The following is a 19,805-nucleotide window of genomic DNA, read 5'->3' as shown; positions in this document are numbered from 1 at the left end:
GGTTGCGAGCCGGGGTTTGAGCCGATGGCTGATCGGTGCGGGTGTGCGTTCTGCTACGGGTTTCTCCGTGGAATCGGGCGGGGGGTGGGCGGCCCCGGCCGATGTGCCGGGGCCGCCCGTGCTTACGGGGTGCGGCGGGCCGGTGCGGGGCGCGAGGGGGAACTGGCGGGCGCCGGTTGCTGCGGGGCGGGTCGGGCCGCGCGCGCCCGGAGGCGGTGCACGGCCTGCTGGTAGAGGGCCTCGTCGAACACCTCGGGGTCGCAGTTGATCGTGTATCCGGCCATGAGCAGGGCGGGGATGGCGCGGTTCGCCAGGTGTTTCTGCTCCTCGGCACCGAGGTGATCGGGCACGGTGTGCCAGATGTAAAGCGGCTCGCCTGGGGGGTATTCGTGGCGTTCAAGGCCGAGCTGTTCCAGCAGGTCGTGGAGGCCGGCGGGGGCGCCGGTGGGGGTGTCGGCGTGGATGGCGGTCGTCAGGGCCTTGATGTAGATCTCGGCGTCTGTGCCGTACTCGTCGGCCAGATTGGCCATACGTTTCTTCTCCGGGGTCAGCGGCGGCGGGCAACCGGGGACTGTGCACGGCCCGCTGCCGGTGTCGGGGCCGGTGCGGTCGCTGGCGGCTGCGCCGGGCGGGCGGCGTGGTTGCGGGCGCGCAGGATGACGCGGGCGGCTTCGCTCAGGGAGTTGGCCGTGCTACCGAGCCGTGCGATGGGCTCGGGTTCCTCGCCAGGCGCGGCGCCGTGGAGATCACTGGCAGTGATCCAGGCGCGGACGATCACTTCTCTGGTCAGGGGCAGCAGCCCGTGCACGGGCGCAGCGACCTCGGTCAGGACCTCGGCCACCTCGCTACTGGTCTCGGCGGCCGAGACCCGTTCGGCGAGTCGGGTGAGGTAGCGCAGGGCTGCGTCACGGTCGCCGTCGGGGGCGGCCAGCATGTTCAGGGCGGGGTCGAGGTGGACGCTGTGGCCGGCGGCGAGCAGGGCGTGCGAGGCGCCGGTCGCCTTCAGGCGCTGCTGCTCGATGGGCAGGCCGTGCGGAAGACGGTGGTAGTCACCGCGGGGTCCGGGAGAGGTGAGGAAGCCGCCGGTCCGCTGAAGGATGTCTGCTGCCTGCTCGGTGCCGCCGATGGCCACGACCAGGCCGGTGCGGGGGTCCTTGGTGATGGTGACGTACTCCAGGACCCAGAAGTCGGGCTCCGTCTGGTTCATCGCGTCCTGGCGGTGGGTGTGCGGGCGCCGGCGGGGGCCGGCGGCACGGAGGCCAGGGCGGAGGTGGGCGCGTGGCGTCCGGCGGGGTGCTGGAGGGCGGTGCCGATGCCGAGCGCGTCGAGCTGCGGGCCGATCTCGCGCAGGGCGTGGGCGTGGGCCTGGGTGTCGTCGCCACTCAGGCGGTAGATGCCGCTGTGCGGGTCCTGGATGAAGCCGTGGGCGGCGAGGATGGTGCCGGCCCGGTCGTCGGCGGGGGCGGTGGCGACGCTGCCGTCCGGCTGCCAGGTCAGGACGACCCGGTCCGGCTGGGAGGGCTGGATGCCGTCCAGGGCGTTGTGCCGGACCTGGGCGAGCGCACGGTCGTAACGGGCGAGTAGATCGCCGGCGACCTGCTCGGCACCGAGGAACGGGTCGTCGGTCAGGGCGATGCCGTTGGGCTCGGGGACGCCGCGGTACGCCTCGTCCGGCAGGGCGTGCGGGGCGACGGCGGCGAGGAGGAAGCCGTCGCGTTCGTCGTGCCGGTCGATCAGGACGAGCTGGGCGCCGTCGGGGCGGCTGAGGACGGCGGCCTGCTGCAGGGGGTGTTCGGCCAGGGAGGCGGCGACCAGGTCCAGGTCCCAGATGCGGTCGGTGAGTTCGGCGAGGTCGTCCTTGGCGTCGCCCGTCAGGTGGGTGCTGGTCCAGGTGTCGGGGAGTTCGCCGGCGAGGACGTCGGCGTAAGAGGCAAGGCGCTCGGAGTTGACGTGGTCGTGCATGGTGTCCTTGGGCAGTTGCAGGGGCGTTAGCGGCGCAGGCGGGTGGCACCGACGGGCGGCGGTGCCGGGGCTGGCTGTGCACGCGGCGGGGGCGGGCAGGCGCACACCGCGGAGCGTTCGGGCTCGTGGTCGGGGACCTGCTCGGTGCAGGCGCGGCGGCCGGGGTGAGGGGCGTGCCGGTCGGCCAGCCGTCCGCGGGTGTGCGCGAGGTCGGAGCGGATGACGCGGACGTAGGTGTCGGCGAGGTAGCGCAGGCGCCCGGCGGTGTACGGGTCGCTCGCGTTGCCGAGGCCGTCGAAGAACTCCGCCAGGGCGCCGAGGATTTCCTCGAACCCGGCGAGGATGCCGTCGTGGGGAGCGGTGAGTTCGGTGAGTATGTCGGCTGCCTCGGCGGTGTCGGTGGCCTCGCGCAGGCGTTCGGCGAGGTGGGAGACCGAGGCGCCGAGCGTGGGATAGGCCGCGGGGCGGGCTTCGGTGTCGAAGGGCTCGTCGCAGTCGACGTGGTACCCGGCGGCCCGCAGGCGCCCTACGGCATCGGTGGCGAGACGGGACTCCTCGTCCTCGGTCAGGCCGGCGGGGGCGCGGTGGTAGCTCTCGTGGAGGCGGACGACCGCGACGAATCCCGCGCGCTGGAGAATGCTGTGTGCCTCAGCGTCGCCCCCGCGGGCGAGGAGTTCGCCGGAGTGGGGGTCACGGCGGATGTCCAGGAAGCGGCCGGTGGTGCGGGGCAAAGAGACGTTTCTCCTACGGAGATCGGTGGGTGGTGCGCCGGGCCGCGGTCGGTGCGGCGGCGGCCCGGGGCTGGGCCAGATGGGTGGCGGTGGCGTCCAGGTCCTGCTGAATCGCGTGGAGGCGGCGGGCGATCAGCTCCAGACGGTGCGTCGTGTCCGTGCCGGAAGCCCCCGGTTGGCGGGCGATCCGGTAAGCGGTGTGCTCGACCAGTCCGCGGACCGTGGCCAGCGGGCCGGCCTGTTCGTCGGCGAGCTGCGTGAGGACGCCGGCGAGCTGCGCCGATGCGGTCGGGACCGTACGGGCAGCGGACAACTGCGTGGTGCCGGTGCGGACGGGGATCAGGTTCAGGTCCTGCTCGATGCGGCGTGCTTCGTCCGCAAGCCGTCGCAGGATGTCGGCGGGAAGGGTGCGCCAGGTGCCGTCGAGGTGGATCAGGTTGGCGATCAGATCCAGACGTCCGGGCTGGCCCTGGACAGCGATCCACCGCCAGCCGTGCTCTGCGGCGCTGGGTACCTCGATACCGGCGGCCCGTGCGAACCGGTGGGCGGTTTCGGACCACTCGGGGCCGGTCAGCTCCCGGTCGTCCGGATGGAGCCGGACGTCGAGATGGAGGATCGCGTGCCGGTCGTCGTCCGGGCTGGCGGCGAACGGGTGTTCCATGTAGGGATCTTCGAGGTGCTCGGCCCACTCAACCGATGTCCAGGTCCTCTGCTCGTCGTCCGGGGTGTAGTAGTCCAGGCCCGGCCAGTGGGCGACCACGGTGTACTCCGTCAGGCCCTCGTTCGGGGAAAGGGGCCGCCCGAGCGCCTCGGCCAGCGGCTCGCGCGGCGAGTGGGCCCTTGGGTGCAGGCGGGGGATCACGACGTCGCCCCGCTCGACGTGCGGTTGGGTGACCGGTGCTGATGAAGGTCGCGGGCTGCACAGAGCAGCGAGCGCTCGCGGACCAGGTCGGTGTGAACCGAGATGTCTCCCGGCGGAAGACAGTCGATCGCCCTGTCGATGGCGCTCAGCCCCTCGTCGTACCGGCCCAGCCGGCGCAGGGCACCCGCCGTGCGGAAGAGGACGATCGGGTCGGTGCCGGTGGCGAGGGCGGGCCGGGAGCTGAGGGCCAGGAGACGCTCCGCACCCTGGTCCAGGTCCTGGCCGAGCCACAGACCGTGCAGCAGGACGTGCAGTGTCTTGGGGTGCTCCTCGGCCGTGGCGAGGACCTCGTCCATGACCGTCAGGCCCTCGGGGCGGGACTGGCCAAGCAGCGCGAAGGCGTACAGGGCGCGGGTGTAGCAGTCCAGCGGCTGACGCGCGGTCTGCGCGAGCTGTTCGACGAGGCGCTGGAGGGTGGGGCAGCGGAAGTCGAACCGAAGGGCACTCAGGTACAGATGCGCCAAGGTGCGGGTGGTGATCGGATCGCGGTTCGTTGCGAGGACTTCCTCCGGGGACAGCAGGCCCAGGACGCTGCGGCCAGCTGACCGTGCCGCCCAGGCGGCGTCTGCGCACACCTCGGCTGAGGTTTTCCAGTCGGCCCGGATGCCGTGGAGGTCTTCGGCCAGGTGCAGCGGCCAGGACGGATCGTCCGGAGTTGCGGTGGCTCGGGCCCTGGCCTTGTGGAGCCCGGCACGGTCGGCGCGGTTCGTGGGGGGAGTCACCGGCCGCCCCTGGTGTCTGCGGTGTGCACGAGCTGGCCCAGGGCGGTGGTGGTGTACCAGCCACAGTCGATCAGCTCGTCGCGGCCGGCGAACCGTTTCAGGAGGGTGTCTTCCATGGCCCGCAGGTAGATCAGGCAGTCCGGGCAGCGGCGCGAGAGGTGCACGAGGTAGCGGGGGTGAGCGGTGACGTAGGACTGGGCACCGCCGGTGAGATCACGCAGTCGCCATCCGTCCTCGTCGGTGGGGGTGCCAGGAGGGGGCGACGATGCGCATGGAGTCTCCCCACAGTTCCCCGCCGACCACACCCTTGAGGACGACGACGGTGTCCCCGGTCTGAAAGTGGGCGTGGGTGATATCTCGTGTGGGAGTGAGCGGGTCGGGGGTGAGGGCGGTGACGGGGGTGGGTTGATGGTCCCAGGACGGAGGGAGCACGCGGTTCCTTCCACGCGATGGCTGGCGGGGTGGGAGCATCAATAGTCCGGAGGAACGCCGGTTTGGCTAACCGGCGTTTCCCGGCTATGTTGCCCCGCCGTCAGCGGAACGGGTTCTCCGTCCCGCGGTCCGCCTCGGTGGCTGCGTCGAGGAGTTCGAGCAGGTCAGTGCCTTCGGAGTCGCGCTGGTCGATCCACCATCCGGCACGGGTTATGGAGCGGGCCTTCTCCTCCAGCTCCGCCCAGTCCGCCTCGTCCCAACTGCCCTCTATGACCAGGGCGGTGTGCGCGGCCGTCATCAGCTGGTGGCGGGAGCGCTCACCCCAGTCCAGGGCCTTGGCCGGGCCCTCCAGGGGCGGCATGTCGAACTGCTTGGCCCAGGTGGCGGCTGCCTCCTGCTCCTCGGCGCGCTTCTCCGCGAGCCACTTTTCCTTGGACGCGGAGTCGGCGTCGCGCGCCGCTTTCCAGCAGTCGGTGCAGTCCTTCGACGCGAGCCAACGGGCGAAGCCGGCTCGCTTGTCGGCGGGGCGGTTGGACAGGTCGTGAACTACCCGGTGGGAGCAGGCGTGCTCCACGGTCCAGTGCGTACTTACCCCCGGGGAATTGCGTTTGATGGGCGTTACGTTCGAGGTCGGGCTGCTGGTCTGGGACTTCAAATCGAGTGCCTTTCGTCGACGGTTGGGGTTGCACGAGTCATGCGGCGGACGGGGATGGACTGGAGTGCTTGGCGGTGGTCTCGGGACGCATTCGCCTTCTGCGTCGTCTCAGCGGGTCCTGCGGATGGCGTCTGTGGCCGCCTTGGCGATGGCGGCGGGAGCGCTGGAGGGCTGGGGCAGGTGCAGCAAGGTGGTCCCCGGCAAGTGGCGGGATTCCGCGGTGAGGGTGAGCTGGAGTACGGCGCAGCCGGCGGTCGTGAGCTGCTTGACGCGGGTGACGGCTTGAGCGGTTTCGTCGCTGCCGTAGTGGGCGTCGGTGACGATCACGAGGAGGCGGCCGGCGCCGGGGCGGCTGAGTTCGAGGCCATGGTCGAGGGCGTCGATGGCGTTTGCGAGGTTGTGGTGGCCGCCGTTGGCATCGAACGTCGTCACGCGCTCTGGTGCTCGGTGGGTGGGTCGGGTCAGTGCGGTCAGGTGCCTGTCGTAGGCGATGGTGGCGGTGCGGGAGTCGGGGTCGGTCAGGGCTGCTGCGCGTGCCACGATCCAGGCAGCGGACGCGACGGGCTTGCAGGCGGCACGCATGGAGCCGGAGACGTCGACGGCGATCCCCACACGCAGTGGTGGGGTGGGGGAGTTCCTGCGGCGGGTGTGGGTGAACGGTTCCGCTGTGGGGACCGACCCGGCCGCGCGCTGAGCGTCGCGGGCGAGGGCCGCGCGCATGTTGAGGCGGCCGGGCGGGGTGGGGCTGGTGGTCCGCTCCTCGGTCCGCTCGCGGTAGGCGGCGGCACGCAGGGCGCGGCTCAGGCGCGCGGCGGCACTCTGCTCGGCGGCGGTGGGCCTGCGGGTGCCGGTGACGGGGTTGCTGGAGGGTGCCGGTGTGCCGTCGGGGTTGACGGTGGTGCTGCGGGCGTTGAAGACCGACTTGGCGGTGGCGGCGGCTTTGCGTCGCTGGCGGGCTCGCTGGGCGCGGTCCTGAGCCTGCGCCGTGGAGCGTGCGGCGATGGCGTTGGTGGTTGCGGCCTGTGCCGCGAGGTCGGCCGCGTCGGTGGCTGCCGTGCTGTCCATGACGACCCCCACGGCACCGGACAGCAGATCGGTGAGGTTGTCCGGTACGGGCAGGGCGGGGGCCGCGGTGTCCAGAGCGTCGCACCATTGTTGACCGTGCGCGAGCATGGTCGTGGCGTCGTGGTCGGCGCACTGGTGGGCTGCGGTCCAGATGCGGGTGAGGGTGGCCATCAGGTTGGCGCCCAGCACCTTTTCGCACAGATCGGCGACGGCCCGGGTCTCGCCGGCGTCGAGGATGCCGACGTCGCGGCGGCCGAGGATCAGGGCGGCCACGGCGGCGGCCTGCTCGATGCCCTGGAGGGTGGGGTGCGCGATGTCGGGCATGACCAGGGTCCGGGCACTGGTGCGCAGGTACGTGCGGTCCGTGGGCCGCGTGATCAGGTGCGCGCCCTCGACACGGCTCTCCTCCAGCAGGAGCGCGGCCTCGACGACGCGGGGGTTGGCTCCGGCAGGCTGTGTCCAGACGGAGTGGGCCGCGTGCGCGGCCTCGTGGACGAACACGCCCCAGGCGGCGGGATACCGCTCCTCGTCGCCCACGGTCCGCGGATGGATCTCGTGGGGCTGGAGGGGTGCGAACAGGCGGGCGTCGAACTCGACCTCGCCCAGCGTGGGGAAGAACGCGGCCGGTGCGCCGCTGCGCGTGCCGGGGCGGCAGGTGACGAGGAGGTCCTGGCGGCCGGAGAGGGCGACCAGCCGGTCGCCGAGTTCGGCTCCCACGCGCAGCCACGCGGCCGGGGAGGAGCGGGGTTGTGCGGGCGGGGCGCCGTCGTCGTCCCAGCGCGCGAGGTCGGCGTCGTCTTCCGGCGTGGACTGGATGTGGTGGTGGGCACTCATCGCGGGCGGCCCCGGTGTGCGGAACGGGTGCTGCCCGGAGGCTGCCGGGCGGCTGAGGCGGGGAGCTGCTTGCCGAGGGTGAGAGGTGCGATCTTCTTGATGCCGACAGCCTTCGTGACGGCGTCGGCGACGGCGTCGCGATCCTCCACAGGAGCGATGCCGACGAGGTTCGCGAGCGCGGCTTTGGTGCCGAGGACGGCCTCGGTCTTCTGGTAGCTGAGCAGTTCCCGCAGTTGGGGGGCCCAGCCCAGCTCGCCGAGTTCGACCTGCTGGGCGAGGTGTCGGGCGACCCGGACCACCCGGGCATCGATCCTCAAGGCCAGGGCGAGGTCGTAGTCCGTGCCGATCTGGATCTGCACGCTGAACCGGCTCGCGAGCGCCTCCGTCAACACCGCCCCGTGGACGCCGGGATTGTGGCCCGCCACCACGTAGAAGCCCGGCTCGGCCTTGATGGTCTCGCCCTTGTGGGCCTTGACCTGGATCTGCCGGCGCCCGTCCATCGCGGGATACAGCGCCGCCAGGACCTTCGGTGAGATCAGGGTGGCATCGTCGATCAACAGGGCGCGGCCCTCGGTCATCGCGGTGACCAGCGGACCGTACTGGAAGACGTAGGCTCCCGCGTCGTCCTGTGTGTACTCGCCGATCAAGTCGCCGACCGTGGTGTCGCCGTCACCGGCGACGGTGAGCAGCTCCGGGAACGCCGCCTCGACCAAACTCGTCTTGCCGGTGCCCGGAGGGCCGTAGAGCAGTACCGGCACGTCGGCGTCGCGCAAGCGGTTCAACGCCTCGACGTCGGGCAGATCGGCCAGCTCCCGGGGGTGGTAGAGCTGGCCCCCCGCGCGGCGGATCGGGCCGGTCTGCTTGGGCGCGGCTGCTGCGGTGTAGGTCGTACGGGTCGTGGCCGCCTGGGCGCGGGGAGAGTGGGTGCCCGGTGGGCTGATCACAGCCCTCTGCGCGGCTGCGGCAGTTTTCGCGTTCGCGCGGAACTGCGGTTGCCCGGTCCCGCTTTGGTCGGCCTCGCCGCGTCGCACCAGGGTGAGGGCGGCGTTGCGGACGGCGCCATGGGAGTGGCCCAGCTGCCTGGCCATGTCCCCTATGGTGAGCTTGTCCGCCGGCCGGTCGGCCAGCAGTCGGGCCACCTTGGCCCGTAGTTCGCCGCCCTTGGTGCGCGCTGATCTGGTAGGCCCGGGTGTGGTCAAAACGAGAACCCTTCAGCAGGTGTGGGTGGGGCGGGGTGGGCGATGCGCTAAAGAGGCCGGCCGCTCTCGGAGGGGATCACGGGCTGTGCCGACATCGGCGACCGGGCCAACCGGGGCGTACCGTCGGCGCTCACCGGCCGGCCGAGGGCTCGGTCCAGGGGCACGGGACGGCCGGCGACGAGCAGCTGGCTGGTTGCAGGGCAGCCCCGTGCGCCTGCTCCGTACCGAGTTCCGTCACTCGGCAGGCGCAGCCGGGCGTCTCTTCGAAGCCGTCCTGGAGCAGGATTCGCCGGGCGGCGGCGTTGTAGCCGGTGGTGGTGATCTCGCCGGTGATGGTGTGCCGGATCGGCATGAACGGCTCTGCTGCTGCTTCGGGCAAAGCGGATCTCCTATCGGTGGCGGGCCGTCGTGCTGGCGCGGGGCGGCGGCGCGGGCGGTGTGGTGTCCACGGCCGGGCGCGGGCGGGTGCGCAGCACGGGGGTGCGGTGCGGAGGCAGGACGGCGACGGTCGCACCGAGGTCCTCGGCTGCCTCTTCGACTTCGCGGGTGAGGAACTCGATCTGCCGTCCCAGCGCTGAGAGGCGGGCGGCGATCTGGCGGCCCTGCACGGTCTCCAGGGCGCTGGCGAACTGGCTGGTCGTCTCCAGAAGTTCTTGCAGGCGGACCATCGGGCCGGCGGCGTAACCGCGCTGGACAGCTCCCAGAAGAGCATTCGATGCGTCACCGGCACTGTGGCCTTCGACGACGTCGCGGATGAGGTCCTGCAGGGACAGCTCCGGGGCCGGAGCCGGACGGTTGAACCGGGAGATGTCCGAGCGCAGCACACCGGGCGGAACCGGAGCGGGCAGGGCCTTGCCTGCCTCGTACTCGTGGGCGAAGTGCCCGATCACCTGCCAGCCCGGTACGCCCGGGTCGCCGCGCAGCGCGACCACTGTGGAGTCGTCGTCCTCGACCAGGTAAGCGAGGGTGATCGGCTGTCCGTCGGCGGCATACCACGACTCGGTCAGCTCCAGCGCACCACGTATCTGTGCGGCCCGGGCCCTGTCGGTCCACAGTTGCTGTTCCTCGTCGGTCAGCGGAGCCTGGTGGTGCCGGCCGTCGCGCTGGTCGGCGAGGTTGCTGGCGATCGGGCTGTGGTCCGCCCAGGCAGTGAGGTGCGGCCACAGAGCCGCGTGCTGAGCACGTTCGGCTGGAGAGCCGGGCGCGGCCGGCCGGTCGAGGGCCCGGCGGATCTCGGCGGCGGACGATGCCAGGCCGTCCAGGACGGCCCGCCACCCGGTCAGGTGCCGGGCGGGCGGCAAATCGTCGAGCGCGAGTCGGGCGGCATCGAGGAGAGCCTCGGCGTGCGGAGCGAGGTGGGTGACGTACGCCTCCACCGCCGCCTTGTCGCGGTGGGCTCGTGCGGCTGCGGCGGCGTCTGCGTAGACGGTGCGGCCGTGGCGGTCGCGTGTCATGTCGAGGGCGGCATCGGTCTCGCAGTCGATGACGGCCATCCGCAGCCGGAAGTCGCCTGCCTTGCTGGCCAGTTCGGACGCCGTCGGCAAAGGACTGTCGGGGGCCGGGCTGTTCGTGGGTGTCATCGGGACCGCCCGCCGGCTGCGGCCGTCAGGTGGACGGTGGGAGCGTAGGTGGGCTTCGGCGGGATCGGCCGGGCCGACGGAGGGTAGGTGGTGGGCGGGGTGGAGCGCTGCGTCGTTCGGCCGGCGGCGGCCTGGGCGAGCCTGCTGCGGCGCTCCTGGAGCCCGTGGGGCCGGACAGGGCGCGGCGGACCGGCGGAGAGGGCCGGATTGAGGCGGATGTCGGCCTGCACGGTGTAACCGTGGCGGCGCAGGTCATGGACAGCCTGGCGGGTGCGGCGGACTCCGTCGCGCTCGGGCTCGCTGAGGCGATACAGCCCGGGTTCACCGGGAACGCGCTCGAACTGCTCGCGCTCCAGGAACCAGTGGGCGAGGTGCTGGGGAATCGAGGAAGTGAAGGAGGCGACGAAACCGTGTTCCTTGTGGTCGCCGAAGGAGAAGTGGGTGCCGGGTTGCAAAGGGGCGGGAATCTCCAGACTTGTCGTGGGGAACGGTCAGTGGCTGCGGCACGCCGGCCGGGCCGCGGCGAGGCGGCGGGCTGGGGCTGTGACGGGGAGGGCCGGGCGGCGGTGGCGTGCGCTCAGGCGGGCCTGGCGCAAGAACGCGTCGCCGTCGGTGAGCCACGTCTCGATCGCCGGCCACGCGCGTGCTCGGCGCTCCTGCTCCGGTACGGCATCACCGTGGACGATCTCGTCGAGCAGGGCTTCGGCATCGCTCACGGCGTCGGCCAGACGGGAGAGGGTTGAGGCGTCGTCGGGCCACGGGCTGGTCGCGGGCCGGCACCGGTCGAGCAGCGTCGGGGCGTGGTCGACGACGGTCAGGAAACGGCGCCAGGCGTGGTCGAGGAACAGCTCCGTCGAGGCGCCGAGGGCGGCGGCGCCCAGCGGGGTGGCGTCGCTGTAGCTGCCGGAGGCGTTCATGGCCTGCCAGGCGTCGTGCTCGGAGCGGATGTCTGCGAGCACGCCGGCGATGGCCGCCGTCTGGCGGGCATGGACGGCCTGCTCGTAGGCGGGAAGGTACCGGTCGGTGAGGGCCTGGGCAGCCCGCCCGGGAAACGGCGGCAGGACGATGCTGGGCGGAGCGTGGGGGTCGCCGTAGCCTCCTTCGAGCCCTTCCGGCGAGAAGGCGCCCACCAGGTAGCCGAGATGATGGCCGGGCCGCTCGACGAACAACAGTGTGGTGCCCTGCGCCGCGTCGGTGAGGACCGCGGCGTAGGGGATCCGCTCGCTCTGGACGGCGCGGCCGAGGTCGCCGCTGTCCCAGATCCACGGGACCAGGTCCTCCTGCCAGGCCGGGTGCGCATAGATCTCGACCGAGGCGTGCCACTGGCCGGGCAGCAGGCGCGCGAGGTCACGGGCGGCGTCGCCGATGTACCGCCGGCTGCTCGTGTGCACGCTGGCGCGGTGCCGCTTCGCGCACGTGACCAGATCGACCACGGTGGTCTGGGTGCCGTCCGCGGCCAGGTGCCAGACGCCGTCGTCGTCTCGCTGGAAGCCGCTCTCGGCGAGGGCGGTGTGCGCCCACGGATACTGCTCGCCCGAGGCGATGGCGACGATCCCCGACTCCCGGCTGTGCGACAGGATGATCTGCGCCTCAGCCATGGACCAGGTCCTCGCCACCGCGCAGGACGGCGCGCAGGCTGCGCCCGTACGCCCAGGCGTGCTGCCGGGCCGCCGCCTCCAGCTGGTCGTACCCGACCTGGGCCGTCATCTGCCCGGGGTGCTTGCGGTACCGGTACACGGGCACCGGCAGCAGGATTCCGGGCGCGAGCGTGGTGACGCCGAGGGCCGCGCAGTAGTCCTCGCCCTGGACGAGGCCGCCCATCGGCGCTGCGCGCACGAGATCGGTGCGGGCGAGGATCGTGGTCGGCCCGATGGGGATCGTGTCCGTCGGCGTCTTCCAATAGGTCCACACGTCGCCGGCCTCGTGCCGGCCGGGCGGGGTCGGGCAGCGCCACAGACGGGTCGAGCCGTCGGGGTGCTGGTCCTCGCTCCAGCCCGCGCACCAGCCGACTCCGGTGGATTCCAGGGTGTCCAGCCGTACGGACATGGCGTCATCGGTGAACTGGTCGTCATCGTCGGCCCAGTTGACGTAGGGGGTGCGCACGTGTGTGAGGGCCAGGTTCCTGGCGCAGGCGGCGCCGACCGGCCGGGGCAGCGTCAGTGTGCGGATGCGGGAGTCCTGCGCGAGCGCGGTCGGCAGGCGTTCGGGTGTGGTGCCGTCGAGCGCGATCACGGCCTCCCACGGCACGGACTGCCGGGTGAGGCTGGCGTGCATGGTGGTCAGGTAGTCGAGGCGGTCGTCGCGCAGGCGGGTGGCGATGACGACCGTAATCAGGGGAGCGGGCAGGGAAGTCTCCGGCAATGAGGGGAGGTGAGGGTCAGCGGCGGGCAGCCGTGCGGGGCCCGGTCGGCGCTGCACCGGCAGCGGGCCGCGGTGGGCGCGCGGTGCGCGAGGTGGTGGGCGTCCGGCGTGTGGTGATGGCGGGCCAGTGCGCCGGGTGGTCGCTGAAGGGGGTGTTGGGGTCGGTGTCCCAGGCCACGAGGGGGCCCGTGCCTGTGTGAGCCATGCTGATCACTTCGATGCCCTGCGGATGCAGGATGTAGCCCCACGGCATGCCCAGGTCGCTGGCGGTGGTGTCGGTGACCGTCATGCGCACCGGGGGCGAGCCGTCCGGAGTGATCAGGTGATCGAGGGTCCGGCTGGGCCAGTGTTCGCCGCCGGTCAGCGTGGCCACGAGCGTGGGCGGGGCGTCGTCGAGGAGATCGGTGCCGAGTTCGTCCCAGCCGACGGCGATGTCGTCGATGAGGTGCTGGGCCATGGCCTCGACGTCGCGTCCGAACTTGTACTGGTAGGCGGCCAGGAGGAGCGGGAGGTGGTTGCTGGGCACGCCGTCGAGCTGGACGTGGATGCCGCTGTACCCCGTGCCGGGGGTGGGGCGGGCGATGAAGGAGTGTGTGGACAGGGAGTTCTCCGGAGCGAGCAGGGGGCGGGGGATGTCCTCGGTGGCCGTCGAGTGGCGGGCGGGTGCGGCTACGCGCGGTGTGACCAGGAGGGGACCGGGGGGCCGGAGGCGTCGGTGCGGGCGCAGGTGTAGCCGATCAGGCGGGAGGGCTCGGCCTTCGCGGGCACGGTGGCGGCGTCGTTGCACACGAACGTGTACTGGATGGACATGCGGGGCACGTCGTGGAGCCAGGCCCGGTCTTCCTTGCCGGGGTTGATCTGCAGGCCGGAGTGCGCGACGGCGTCGGTCTGGGTGTGCGTGTGGGAGAAGAGGACCAGCGCGCCGCCGTCTTCCGTCTTGAGGGCGTAGGCGTCCGTGAAGCGGTTGTCGGCTTCGTCGAAGACGCTGGTTCCCTTGTCGCCGAAGCGTGTTGCGGCATCGCTGTGGACCTTGACTTGCCGCTTGCTGGCCTTGGTCGGCGCGAATACCTTGTTTCCGGTGTTCGTGCCTCCGGTGGTGAAGTTGTCCAGCACGGCAGTACGCAGCAGGTCGGCGTCGGCGGCCATTTGCTTGTTGTCGTTGGAGGCGACGGCGGTCGCGTATCCCTCGCGGTCCAGGGCGACGTCGGGCAGCTTCTGGCTGTCGAGGTCGACGACGGACACCATCTCCCAGCGCTTGTGGGGCTGTTCGGCGAACACGGCCAGGCGAGAGGGGGCCTTGCCCTTCTCGCTGGAGAGGGCGGCAGCGAACCAGCGGTCCTGTCCGTCGGCCAGGCGGGGGATGTACAGCTTGGCGCTGGCGAGGTCGTAGGACCAGCGCTCGTACGGCTCGCGGTCCTTGGCGGGGAGTCCTTCGGTCTCGGTGTAGTCCGAGACGGACATCGCGTACAGGGGTCCGTCCCCGACGGTGTCGAGGAGGCGCCGGTCGCGGTCCGCGTTGGCCTCGTTGTTGATCTTGGAATAGCGGGTGATGACGTCGCGGGCCTGAGCAGCGCTGAGAGCGGGCGCGGGCTTCGGGGCGGTGCTGGCGCTGGGCGTCTGTCGGGCCTGGGCTGGGCCGTCTTCGTCGGAGCAGCCAGTGAGGGCCAGGGTGAGGCAGGCGGCGCCGATGATCAGCGGCAGAGTACGGCGGGCGGTGCGGATGGAGGCTCCAAGGGTTCGCAAGGGGAAGAAGTCAGGGCGTGCGTCTGGCCGGTGGGGCGGCTTTCGGCGATGCCGGCGGGAGGACCCGTGGCGGGAGGGGTGACGGCTGGGCTGGGGGAACGTGTGAGTTTTCGTGGGGCAAGGCGGGGTGCGGTAGCAGCCTGAGCTGGGCGAGGCGGTGGTCGATCGCCTCGATCAGGGGTTGGGTGCTGCCGCCGTGGCGGGCTTCGGGCCGTTGGGGAGCACCGGGATCGTTGGAGGGCGCCGAGTCGTAGATGACCTCGAACAGCGTCGGGTCGTCGGGGTGCTCGCGAGTGGCGATCCAGCCCTCCGGGTCTCCGGGCGGTCGCTCGGGTCGTGCGGCGGACTGATGACCAGGTAGCTGTCGTCGGGGAGCGAGACGCGCACGTTGTAGGTGCTGAGGCCGAATTCGATGTCGCACTGCAGCCCGCGTGCCCGAAGCGGCGTGATGACGTGTGCGTGGCGACGCCACAGCTCCTGCCACCACGGCGTGTGCACGTTGCGGTGGTCGGGCAGCGGTGCGAGCGGTACCTGGCCGGGTTCTGGAGTGGTCGTTTCGTCAGCGGCCATGGCTCCTCCTGCGGCTGCCGCCGCTTGCGGCCCGGAGGTAGGCGTGCGGGTCGTCGGGGCGTGGGGGAGAGGTCAAAGGGTGTGCTCCTTCCTGCCGGCGGGCAGAGCGGCGACGGCTGTGGCGTCGGGGTGATTCGGAGTGCAGTGGGTCCAGGGCGCGCACGGGCACTGCCGATGGAGAAGAGCTAACGGTGAGGCCCGGGGCCGGTGGAGGGAGGAGCGGGCGGCAAGCTCGCGGTAGCTCCACGCGAGGCGTCGGCCGACGCTGTGGGGGCGGGGGCCGGGTCATAGGCGGCGCGCAGCCTGTTCAGACCGGCTTCGTCGGCGAGAGCGAGGGCGGACAGCGCCCGGCTGGCCGCTGTCATCAGCAGGTGCGAAGGCGATCCCTTGGCCGCGTCGCGGTTTTCCTGCTTCCACCGTGCTGCGGCGACGAGGTAGTCACTCAGGGCGCGCAGTGCGGGTTCGGCGGCGTCCAGGACGTGGTCGGTGACCGCGTCGATCTCCGCCGGGGTCCGGGCTGCGGCGAGGGCGTCCAGGTACGGGGTGAGGTCGGGCGCTGGCCAGGGCTGGTCGGGTAGGGGGTACGCGGCGCGGAAGGGCTGTGCATCGCGTTGTGCCCACCGCTTCAAGTCGCCGCGGGTGGCGAGGTTGTACCGGGCGGCTTGGATCTGGTCGGCGTCGCGGCCGACGTTGTCGTAGAGCTCGAAGTCTGGGTCGCGGGGGATGATGCAGGAGTCCTTCGGGCTGGTGCGGGCTGCAGGTCGTTGCGGGCGGACTGCACCGAGGTGGCGATCTGTTGCACGAGCAGTTCACGGCTCTGGCGCGGTCAGCGGTGGAGACCGCCAGGCCGGGACGGCGGTGGTTCCGGCGGTCCCTCCCGGCGGGTCAGAGGCGCAAGGAAGCGCTGGACGCCGAGGTGGTCGTCGAGTTCCTTGGCTGCGTCGCGGAGGGATTCCGAGGCACGCCGCAGAAAGGCTCGCGCTGAGGCGTGGTCGATGACCATGCGATTCGTGAGGTAGTGCCGGTCGGTGGGGTTGGTGGTCCGGGGCAGGGTCAGGGCGGCCTCTGCGGTCTCGGTGAAGTGCGGGGCTGCGTGGCTGGAGATGGTCGCGGCCGTGGCGAGTTGCTTCAGGACGGTCCGGCCGGTCCGGGTGGTGTGGTGAGGGCTCCGGGCGAAGGCGTCGGCCAGGCGGAGGACCTCGCGTGAGAGGTCCTGCGCATCGGTGGCGTGCTGGAGCAGCGCGGTGTAGGACGGCGCGGCCGGAACGTGCCCGTTCTCGTCGAGCAGCTCCCACCGCTGGGCGGCGTCGTGCAGTTTGTCCTTCATGGCGTTGAGTGCGCCGATAAGGTGGAGCGCGTCGTCGCGCGGTATCAGGTTGCGTTGGAAATCGGGCTTCACGGGCCTTTTGCTCCTCAGTGCATACGGGCGTCGGTGTCGAAGAGCGCCAGTTCGTGGCTGTGCAGGAGGTGCTGCACGATGAAGCTCCGACCTGCGACTTTCCACAATCCGCGCCCTCGGTTGAGGTGGGCGATGGCGTCCATCTCGACGGAGGTCAGGCCGAGCAGGGAGGCTGCGGCGTGGAGCTGGTCGGTCTCCTGGCGGTAGATGATGCGGGTGGAGCAGTCCGCCAGGAGGCCCTCGGCCAGGGCGCGGCCCTGTGATCCGGCGTCGCCGGCGGTGAGCAGGTCGGACAGCCGGTGGATCACCATGAGGTTGGCGATGCCGAGGCCGCGGGAGAGCTTCCATTGGGCTTGCATGCGCTGGAGCAGGCCGACGTGCCGCATCAGGCGCCATGCCTCGTCGTACACGATCCAGCGCCGGCCGCCGTTGGGGTCGGAGAGGGCGGATTCCATCCAGGCGCTCGCGCAGGTCATGGCGAGGACGAGGGCGGTGTCGTCTCCGGATCCGCCGAGGCGGGAGAGGTCGATGGTGAGCATCGGCGCGTTGGGGTCGAAGCTCACGGTGGAGGGGGCGTCGAACATGCCGGCCAGGTCGCCGTGGACCAGGCGCCGCATGGCGTGGGCCAGGTCGCGGGCTGCGTCGCCGAGTTGGCCCGACATCATCCCGGCGGCCTCGTCGAGGTCGGTCGGGTTGTTGAGGGTGGCGGCGATGTTGCCGAGGAGCGGGGTGCGGTGTGTGTCGGCGGCGCGGGTGACGACGGCGTCGAGGGCGACGTCCAGGGCGGTGTGTTCCATGGGCATCAGGTCCCGGCCCAGTACGGTCCGGGCGAGGGAGCCGAGCAGGAGCAGGCGCCGCTTGCGGATTTCGCCGACCCAGTCGGCCTCGGCCACGCTGTCCGGGCGCGGGGCTGCGTCCAGGGGGTTCAGGCGTCCGGGCAGTCCGGGCCCGAGGGCGACGGACCGGCCGCCGAGGGCTTCGGCCACCGGCGTCCACTCGCCCTTCGGGTCGCACGGGACGTAGACGCGGTACCCGAAGGCGACCGATCGCAGTGCGAAGGACTTGGCCAGCGCGCTCTTGCCCTGGCCGATCACGCCGGCGAGCAGTAGGTTCGGGTTGGTGAACCCCTCGACCTTGCCGTACAGAGCGAACGGGTCGAAGACGAAGGATGCTTCGGCGTGGACGTCGCGGCCGATGTAGATGCCCTCGGCGCCGAGTCCGCCTTCGGCGAGGAAGGGATAGGCGCCGGCCGCGACGGCGGTGGTCATGCGGTGGGCGGGAAGTTTTAGCCGGTTCCCGCGAGCGGAGGCGGGCCCGGGGCGTCCGCTCGGTGGGTAGAGCGGGGCGGGCATCTGCTGCTCGGGGCGGGTGCTTTCGCTCTGGTGGGCGCTGGCTTCCGCGCGGGCTTTTGCGGCGGCCTCGGCGAGCTGGCGGCGGGCGGCCTTGCGGCTGGCGCGGTCGGTGCCGTGGGGGGTGAACAGCGGGCTGGCGGACGCGCGGCGGGCGCGGCGGGCGGGCCGGTGGCTCATCGGGGGCCCTCGATTCTGCGGGTGGTGCTCATCGCACGCAGGCCGTGGCGTGCGGGCGGAGGTCGGTGGGGGTGGTCTTGCGGCGGACGACGTGTCCGGCGGCGAGGTGGCGCTGGCAGATCGTCAGCACGGGCAGGCCCTCGGGAAGCCGCTCTGGATGGCAGGCGCTTGTCTCGGCGTCGGCCTGGAGTGTGCCGGGCAGCAGGTGGAAGGCGGCGTGGACTTCGGTGGTGGCCTGCCAGAGCCTGGTGTGGGCGGTGGCCAGGTGACGTCCGGCGGCCGGGTGCGGGGGCCGGGTGTGGTCGGCGAGCCGGTCCAGAAGCTGGAGCAGAGCGGTGAGGTGGGCGTGCAGTACATCGAGGTGCAGACGGTCCACGGGCCTGGGCGGGTCTGCGTCCGAGGGCGTGAGGGCGCGTGTGTGGTGGCGGATGCCGGCGCTCGCGGCGCGGAGGTAGGGGTGCGCGTCGTCGGGGCGCGGGGGAGAGGTCAAGGTGGTGGTCCTTCCTGCCGGTCGGCAGGGTGGTGATGGGGCGTCCCGTCGCGGGTGATCCGGAGTGCAGTGGGTCAGGGCGTGCACGGGCGCTGCTGGTTCACAGGGCTGTGCGGGCGAGTGGGAGCGCGGAGAGGGCGAAGGCGTCCGGCTGCTGGTAGTTGAGCCTGCGGAGATCGACGCCGGAGGTGACGGCGTGGGTCTCGATCTGTGCGCAGGCGGCGTCCAGGAGGGCGTCGGTCTCGGCGGTGACGGTGACCAGGCCGGTCAGGGCTACGTCCGCGTGCCCGGCGATGAGCTGGCGTTCGCGGGTCTTGACGTCGGCGTACTCGACGGAATCCTCTTCGGAGTCGACCTGTCCGCGGCGGGCGCGTTCGTTGGCGTCGGCGATGATCGCGGCCTTCTTGCGCTGGACGTCCCGCAGTGCGGACTCGAGCCCCTGCGGCACGTAGACAAGGGACAGGGTGCGGCGCACGCCGGCCGTGAACATGATCCCGTGCAGGAACCCTGCCCCCATCTCGGTGCGCGGCCAGTTCTCCACCCAGTACGTCGCGTGCCGCGCGCTGTCGGTGGCGAGGCGGTCGTACTCCTCGAACTGCACGACGGGACCGGCGGCTGCGGGGTCGGCCTCAGCGCGGCCGGTCTCGGACCACTGCTGGAGCGCGGCGAGCGCCTTGGGGTCGTAGGCGGTGCGGATGACGGCGGCGATCTCCCGCGCGCTCAGCCATCCGGTGACCATCAGGCCGGCGTTGCGGGCGGCCTGGGCGATGGAGGCGGTGGTCTGCTGCATGACGGTGAATGCCCCGGGCAGCCCTCCGCCGGCCTGGTTGATCAGGCGCCGGGCGGCCTTGAGGTCGAGGGAGATGGCGAGGTAGGTCTCGTGCGGAGCGGCGGCCGGGCCGGCCGAGGCGACCAGTTCGGAGTAGATCTGTCCGGCGACGGGGGTCTGGGGCTGCCCGTTCTGGGTCCAGTGGCGGGTGAGCGTGTCACCGCTGTCGGGCACGGTGCGCTCCAGCACCTGCACGGTGGCGACGTGCCCGGTGCGGGCGATACCTGCCAGCGCGCGCCCCCAGCTGCTCACGTTGTGGTTCTGGGTGGCTGGGTCGAGGAGGGCGAAGGCACGGCTGGTGACGCGGGCGATGGCGGTCAGGGTCTGCTGGTGCGGGTCGTGGACGGCTGCGGCTCCGTTGGCGGAATCGCCGGGGGTGACGACTTTGAGGGAAGCGGCGGTGCCGGGCAGATGGAGGAGGCCGTCCTGCCGGGGCCTGGTGACAGGTCGGGCGAGCCAGAGGGTCTGGCCGGTGCGGCGGCGGTGCGTGTACCGGGTGACGATCGGTGCCCAGTCGATGAGGGAGCGTCCGTGGCGGCGGATGGCGACGAGTGCGCCGGATGCCGCCCACAGCGGTGCCAGGGCAACGGCGCCGAGTAGCCCGGTGGAGATCACCGTCAGCAGCAGCAGGGCCAGTGTGCAGGAGACGAGAACGAGTTGGGGCAGGGAGAGGCCGAGGAGGATGCCGCGGCGGCTCCGGTGGGGGAACTTCACCGTGACCGGAGCAACAGAGAGGTCAGTCATGGGGGCGGGTCCTGGAGGCGCGGGTGGAGGCCGGGGGC

21 protein-coding genes and 1 pseudogene are annotated in these 19,805 nt (G+C 71.8%); all 22 read right to left on the bottom strand.

Features of this window, described 5'->3' with window-relative positions; translation table 11 throughout:
* Positions 1-122: 122 nt before the first annotated feature.
* The 22 genes and pseudogenes from Q5694_RS19135 to Q5694_RS19030 all read right to left on the bottom strand — a co-directional run bounded on the left by Q5694_RS19135 (position 123) and on the right by Q5694_RS19030 (position 19,767).
* Positions 123-530 (bottom strand): hypothetical protein, encoded by a 408-nt coding sequence (locus Q5694_RS19135; protein WP_333934352.1) that lies wholly within the window; start codon positions 528-530, stop codon positions 123-125.
* Positions 531-547: 17 nt separating this feature from the next.
* Positions 548-1,207 carry a hypothetical protein gene (locus tag Q5694_RS19130; RefSeq protein ID WP_333934350.1) on the bottom strand — a complete coding sequence of 220 codons (660 nt, stop codon included), beginning with the start codon at positions 1,205-1,207 and terminating at the stop codon, positions 548-550.
* Positions 1,204-1,962 carry a hypothetical protein gene (locus Q5694_RS19125; RefSeq protein ID WP_333934349.1) on the bottom strand — a complete coding sequence of 253 codons (759 nt, stop codon included), beginning with the start codon at positions 1,960-1,962 and terminating at the stop codon, positions 1,204-1,206. Before Q5694_RS19125 ends, Q5694_RS19130 begins: the two co-directional genes overlap by 4 nt.
* Positions 1,963-1,988: 26 nt before the next feature.
* Entirely contained in the window at positions 1,989-2,693 is a 705-nt protein-coding gene (locus Q5694_RS19120) for a hypothetical protein (protein WP_333934348.1), read from the bottom strand.
* Between the two features lie 13 nt (positions 2,694-2,706).
* Positions 2,707-3,555, bottom strand: coding sequence for a relaxase/mobilization nuclease (locus tag Q5694_RS19115; RefSeq protein WP_333934347.1), 849 nt, complete (start codon positions 3,553-3,555; stop codon positions 2,707-2,709).
* A complete protein-coding gene (locus Q5694_RS19110) occupies positions 3,552-4,337 on the bottom strand; it encodes a hypothetical protein (protein ID WP_333934345.1) in 786 nt (261 codons plus the stop codon). The genes Q5694_RS19115 and Q5694_RS19110 overlap by 4 nt, the downstream gene beginning before the upstream one ends.
* Positions 4,334-4,769, bottom strand: a pseudogene (locus Q5694_RS19105) (hypothetical protein). Before Q5694_RS19105 ends, Q5694_RS19110 begins: the two are co-directional and overlap by 4 nt.
* A gap of 100 nt (positions 4,770-4,869) precedes the next feature.
* A complete protein-coding gene (locus Q5694_RS19100) occupies positions 4,870-5,343 on the bottom strand; it encodes a hypothetical protein (protein WP_333934343.1) in 474 nt (157 codons plus the stop codon).
* 189 nt (positions 5,344-5,532) lie between these two features.
* Complete coding sequence (locus tag Q5694_RS19095; RefSeq protein WP_333934342.1) at positions 5,533-7,323, bottom strand: hypothetical protein; 1,791 nt, start codon at positions 7,321-7,323, stop codon at positions 5,533-5,535.
* Entirely contained in the window at positions 7,320-8,462 is a 1,143-nt protein-coding gene (locus tag Q5694_RS19090) for an AAA family ATPase (RefSeq protein WP_333934422.1), read from the bottom strand. Before Q5694_RS19090 ends, Q5694_RS19095 begins: the two co-directional genes overlap by 4 nt.
* A 190-nt stretch (positions 8,463-8,652) precedes the next feature.
* Entirely contained in the window at positions 8,653-8,874 is a 222-nt protein-coding gene (locus tag Q5694_RS19085) for a hypothetical protein (protein ID WP_153181644.1), read from the bottom strand.
* Positions 8,875-8,911: 37 nt separating this feature from the next.
* Positions 8,912-10,102 carry a hypothetical protein gene (locus Q5694_RS19080; RefSeq protein WP_333934341.1) on the bottom strand — a complete coding sequence of 397 codons (1,191 nt, stop codon included), beginning with the start codon at positions 10,100-10,102 and terminating at the stop codon, positions 8,912-8,914.
* The gene (locus Q5694_RS19075) at positions 10,099-10,557 is read right to left on the bottom strand and encodes a hypothetical protein (RefSeq protein WP_333934340.1); all 459 of its coding nucleotides are present in this window, start codon (positions 10,555-10,557) and stop codon (positions 10,099-10,101) included. The genes Q5694_RS19080 and Q5694_RS19075 overlap by 4 nt, the downstream gene beginning before the upstream one ends.
* A 36-nt stretch (positions 10,558-10,593) precedes the next feature.
* Positions 10,594-11,700, bottom strand: coding sequence for a hypothetical protein (locus tag Q5694_RS19070; protein WP_333934339.1), 1,107 nt, complete (start codon positions 11,698-11,700; stop codon positions 10,594-10,596).
* Positions 11,693-12,436, bottom strand: coding sequence for a glycosyltransferase (locus Q5694_RS19065; RefSeq protein ID WP_333934421.1), 744 nt, complete (start codon positions 12,434-12,436; stop codon positions 11,693-11,695). The genes Q5694_RS19070 and Q5694_RS19065 overlap by 8 nt, the downstream gene beginning before the upstream one ends.
* A 43-nt stretch (positions 12,437-12,479) precedes the next feature.
* A complete protein-coding gene (locus Q5694_RS19060) occupies positions 12,480-12,989 on the bottom strand; it encodes a hypothetical protein (RefSeq protein WP_165684259.1) in 510 nt (169 codons plus the stop codon).
* Between the two features lie 143 nt (positions 12,990-13,132).
* The gene (locus tag Q5694_RS19055; protein ID WP_333934338.1) at positions 13,133-14,206 is read right to left on the bottom strand and encodes a hypothetical protein; all 1,074 of its coding nucleotides are present in this window, start codon (positions 14,204-14,206) and stop codon (positions 13,133-13,135) included.
* Between the two features lie 755 nt (positions 14,207-14,961).
* Positions 14,962-15,405: a hypothetical protein gene (locus Q5694_RS19050; protein WP_228126019.1), complete on the bottom strand. Its 444-nt coding sequence runs from the start codon at positions 15,403-15,405 to the stop codon at positions 14,962-14,964.
* 197 nt (positions 15,406-15,602) lie between these two features.
* Positions 15,603-16,175: a hypothetical protein gene (locus tag Q5694_RS19045; protein ID WP_333934337.1), complete on the bottom strand. Its 573-nt coding sequence runs from the start codon at positions 16,173-16,175 to the stop codon at positions 15,603-15,605.
* A gap of 14 nt (positions 16,176-16,189) precedes the next feature.
* Entirely contained in the window at positions 16,190-17,704 is a 1,515-nt protein-coding gene (locus Q5694_RS19040) for a VirB4 family type IV secretion system protein (protein ID WP_333934336.1), read from the bottom strand.
* Positions 17,705-17,732: 28 nt separating this feature from the next.
* Positions 17,733-18,194 carry a DUF6238 family protein gene (locus Q5694_RS19035; RefSeq protein ID WP_333934335.1) on the bottom strand — a complete coding sequence of 154 codons (462 nt, stop codon included), beginning with the start codon at positions 18,192-18,194 and terminating at the stop codon, positions 17,733-17,735.
* Between the two features lie 100 nt (positions 18,195-18,294).
* Entirely contained in the window at positions 18,295-19,767 is a 1,473-nt protein-coding gene (locus tag Q5694_RS19030) for an SCO6880 family protein (RefSeq protein ID WP_333934334.1), read from the bottom strand.
* Positions 19,768-19,805 lie beyond the last annotated feature (38 nt).

Origin of the sequence: Streptomyces sp. AHA2 (genome assembly GCF_036857595.1) — a bacterium.
Lineage (GTDB): Bacteria > Actinomycetota > Actinomycetes > Streptomycetales > Streptomycetaceae > Streptomyces.
This window is presented reverse-complemented; position numbering and strand designations above follow the sequence as displayed.

What these genes read in the sequence shown, in the direction of transcription:
- Q5694_RS19130 (WP_333934350.1), bottom strand. Translation starts at nt 1,207, where the DNA reads ATGAACCAGACGGAGCCCGACTTCTGGGTCCTGGAGTACGTCACCATC.
- Q5694_RS19080 (WP_333934341.1), bottom strand. Translation starts at nt 10,102, where the DNA reads ATGACACCCACGAACAGCCCGGCCCCCGACAGTCCTTTGCCGACGGCG.
- Q5694_RS19085 (WP_153181644.1), bottom strand. Translation starts at nt 8,874, where the DNA reads ATGCCGATCCGGCACACCATCACCGGCGAGATCACCACCACCGGCTAC.
- Q5694_RS19070 (WP_333934339.1), bottom strand. Translation starts at nt 11,700, where the DNA reads ATGGCTGAGGCGCAGATCATCCTGTCGCACAGCCGGGAGTCGGGGATC.
- Q5694_RS19040 (WP_333934336.1), bottom strand. Translation starts at nt 17,704, where the DNA reads ATGAGCCACCGGCCCGCCCGCCGCGCCCGCCGCGCGTCCGCCAGCCCG.
- Q5694_RS19030 (WP_333934334.1), bottom strand. Translation starts at nt 19,767, where the DNA reads ATGACTGACCTCTCTGTTGCTCCGGTCACGGTGAAGTTCCCCCACCGG.
- Q5694_RS19095 (WP_333934342.1), bottom strand. Translation starts at nt 7,323, where the DNA reads ATGAGTGCCCACCACCACATCCAGTCCACGCCGGAAGACGACGCCGAC.
- Q5694_RS19125 (WP_333934349.1), bottom strand. Translation starts at nt 1,962, where the DNA reads ATGCACGACCACGTCAACTCCGAGCGCCTTGCCTCTTACGCCGACGTC.
- Q5694_RS19135 (WP_333934352.1), bottom strand. Translation starts at nt 530, where the DNA reads ATGGCCAATCTGGCCGACGAGTACGGCACAGACGCCGAGATCTACATC.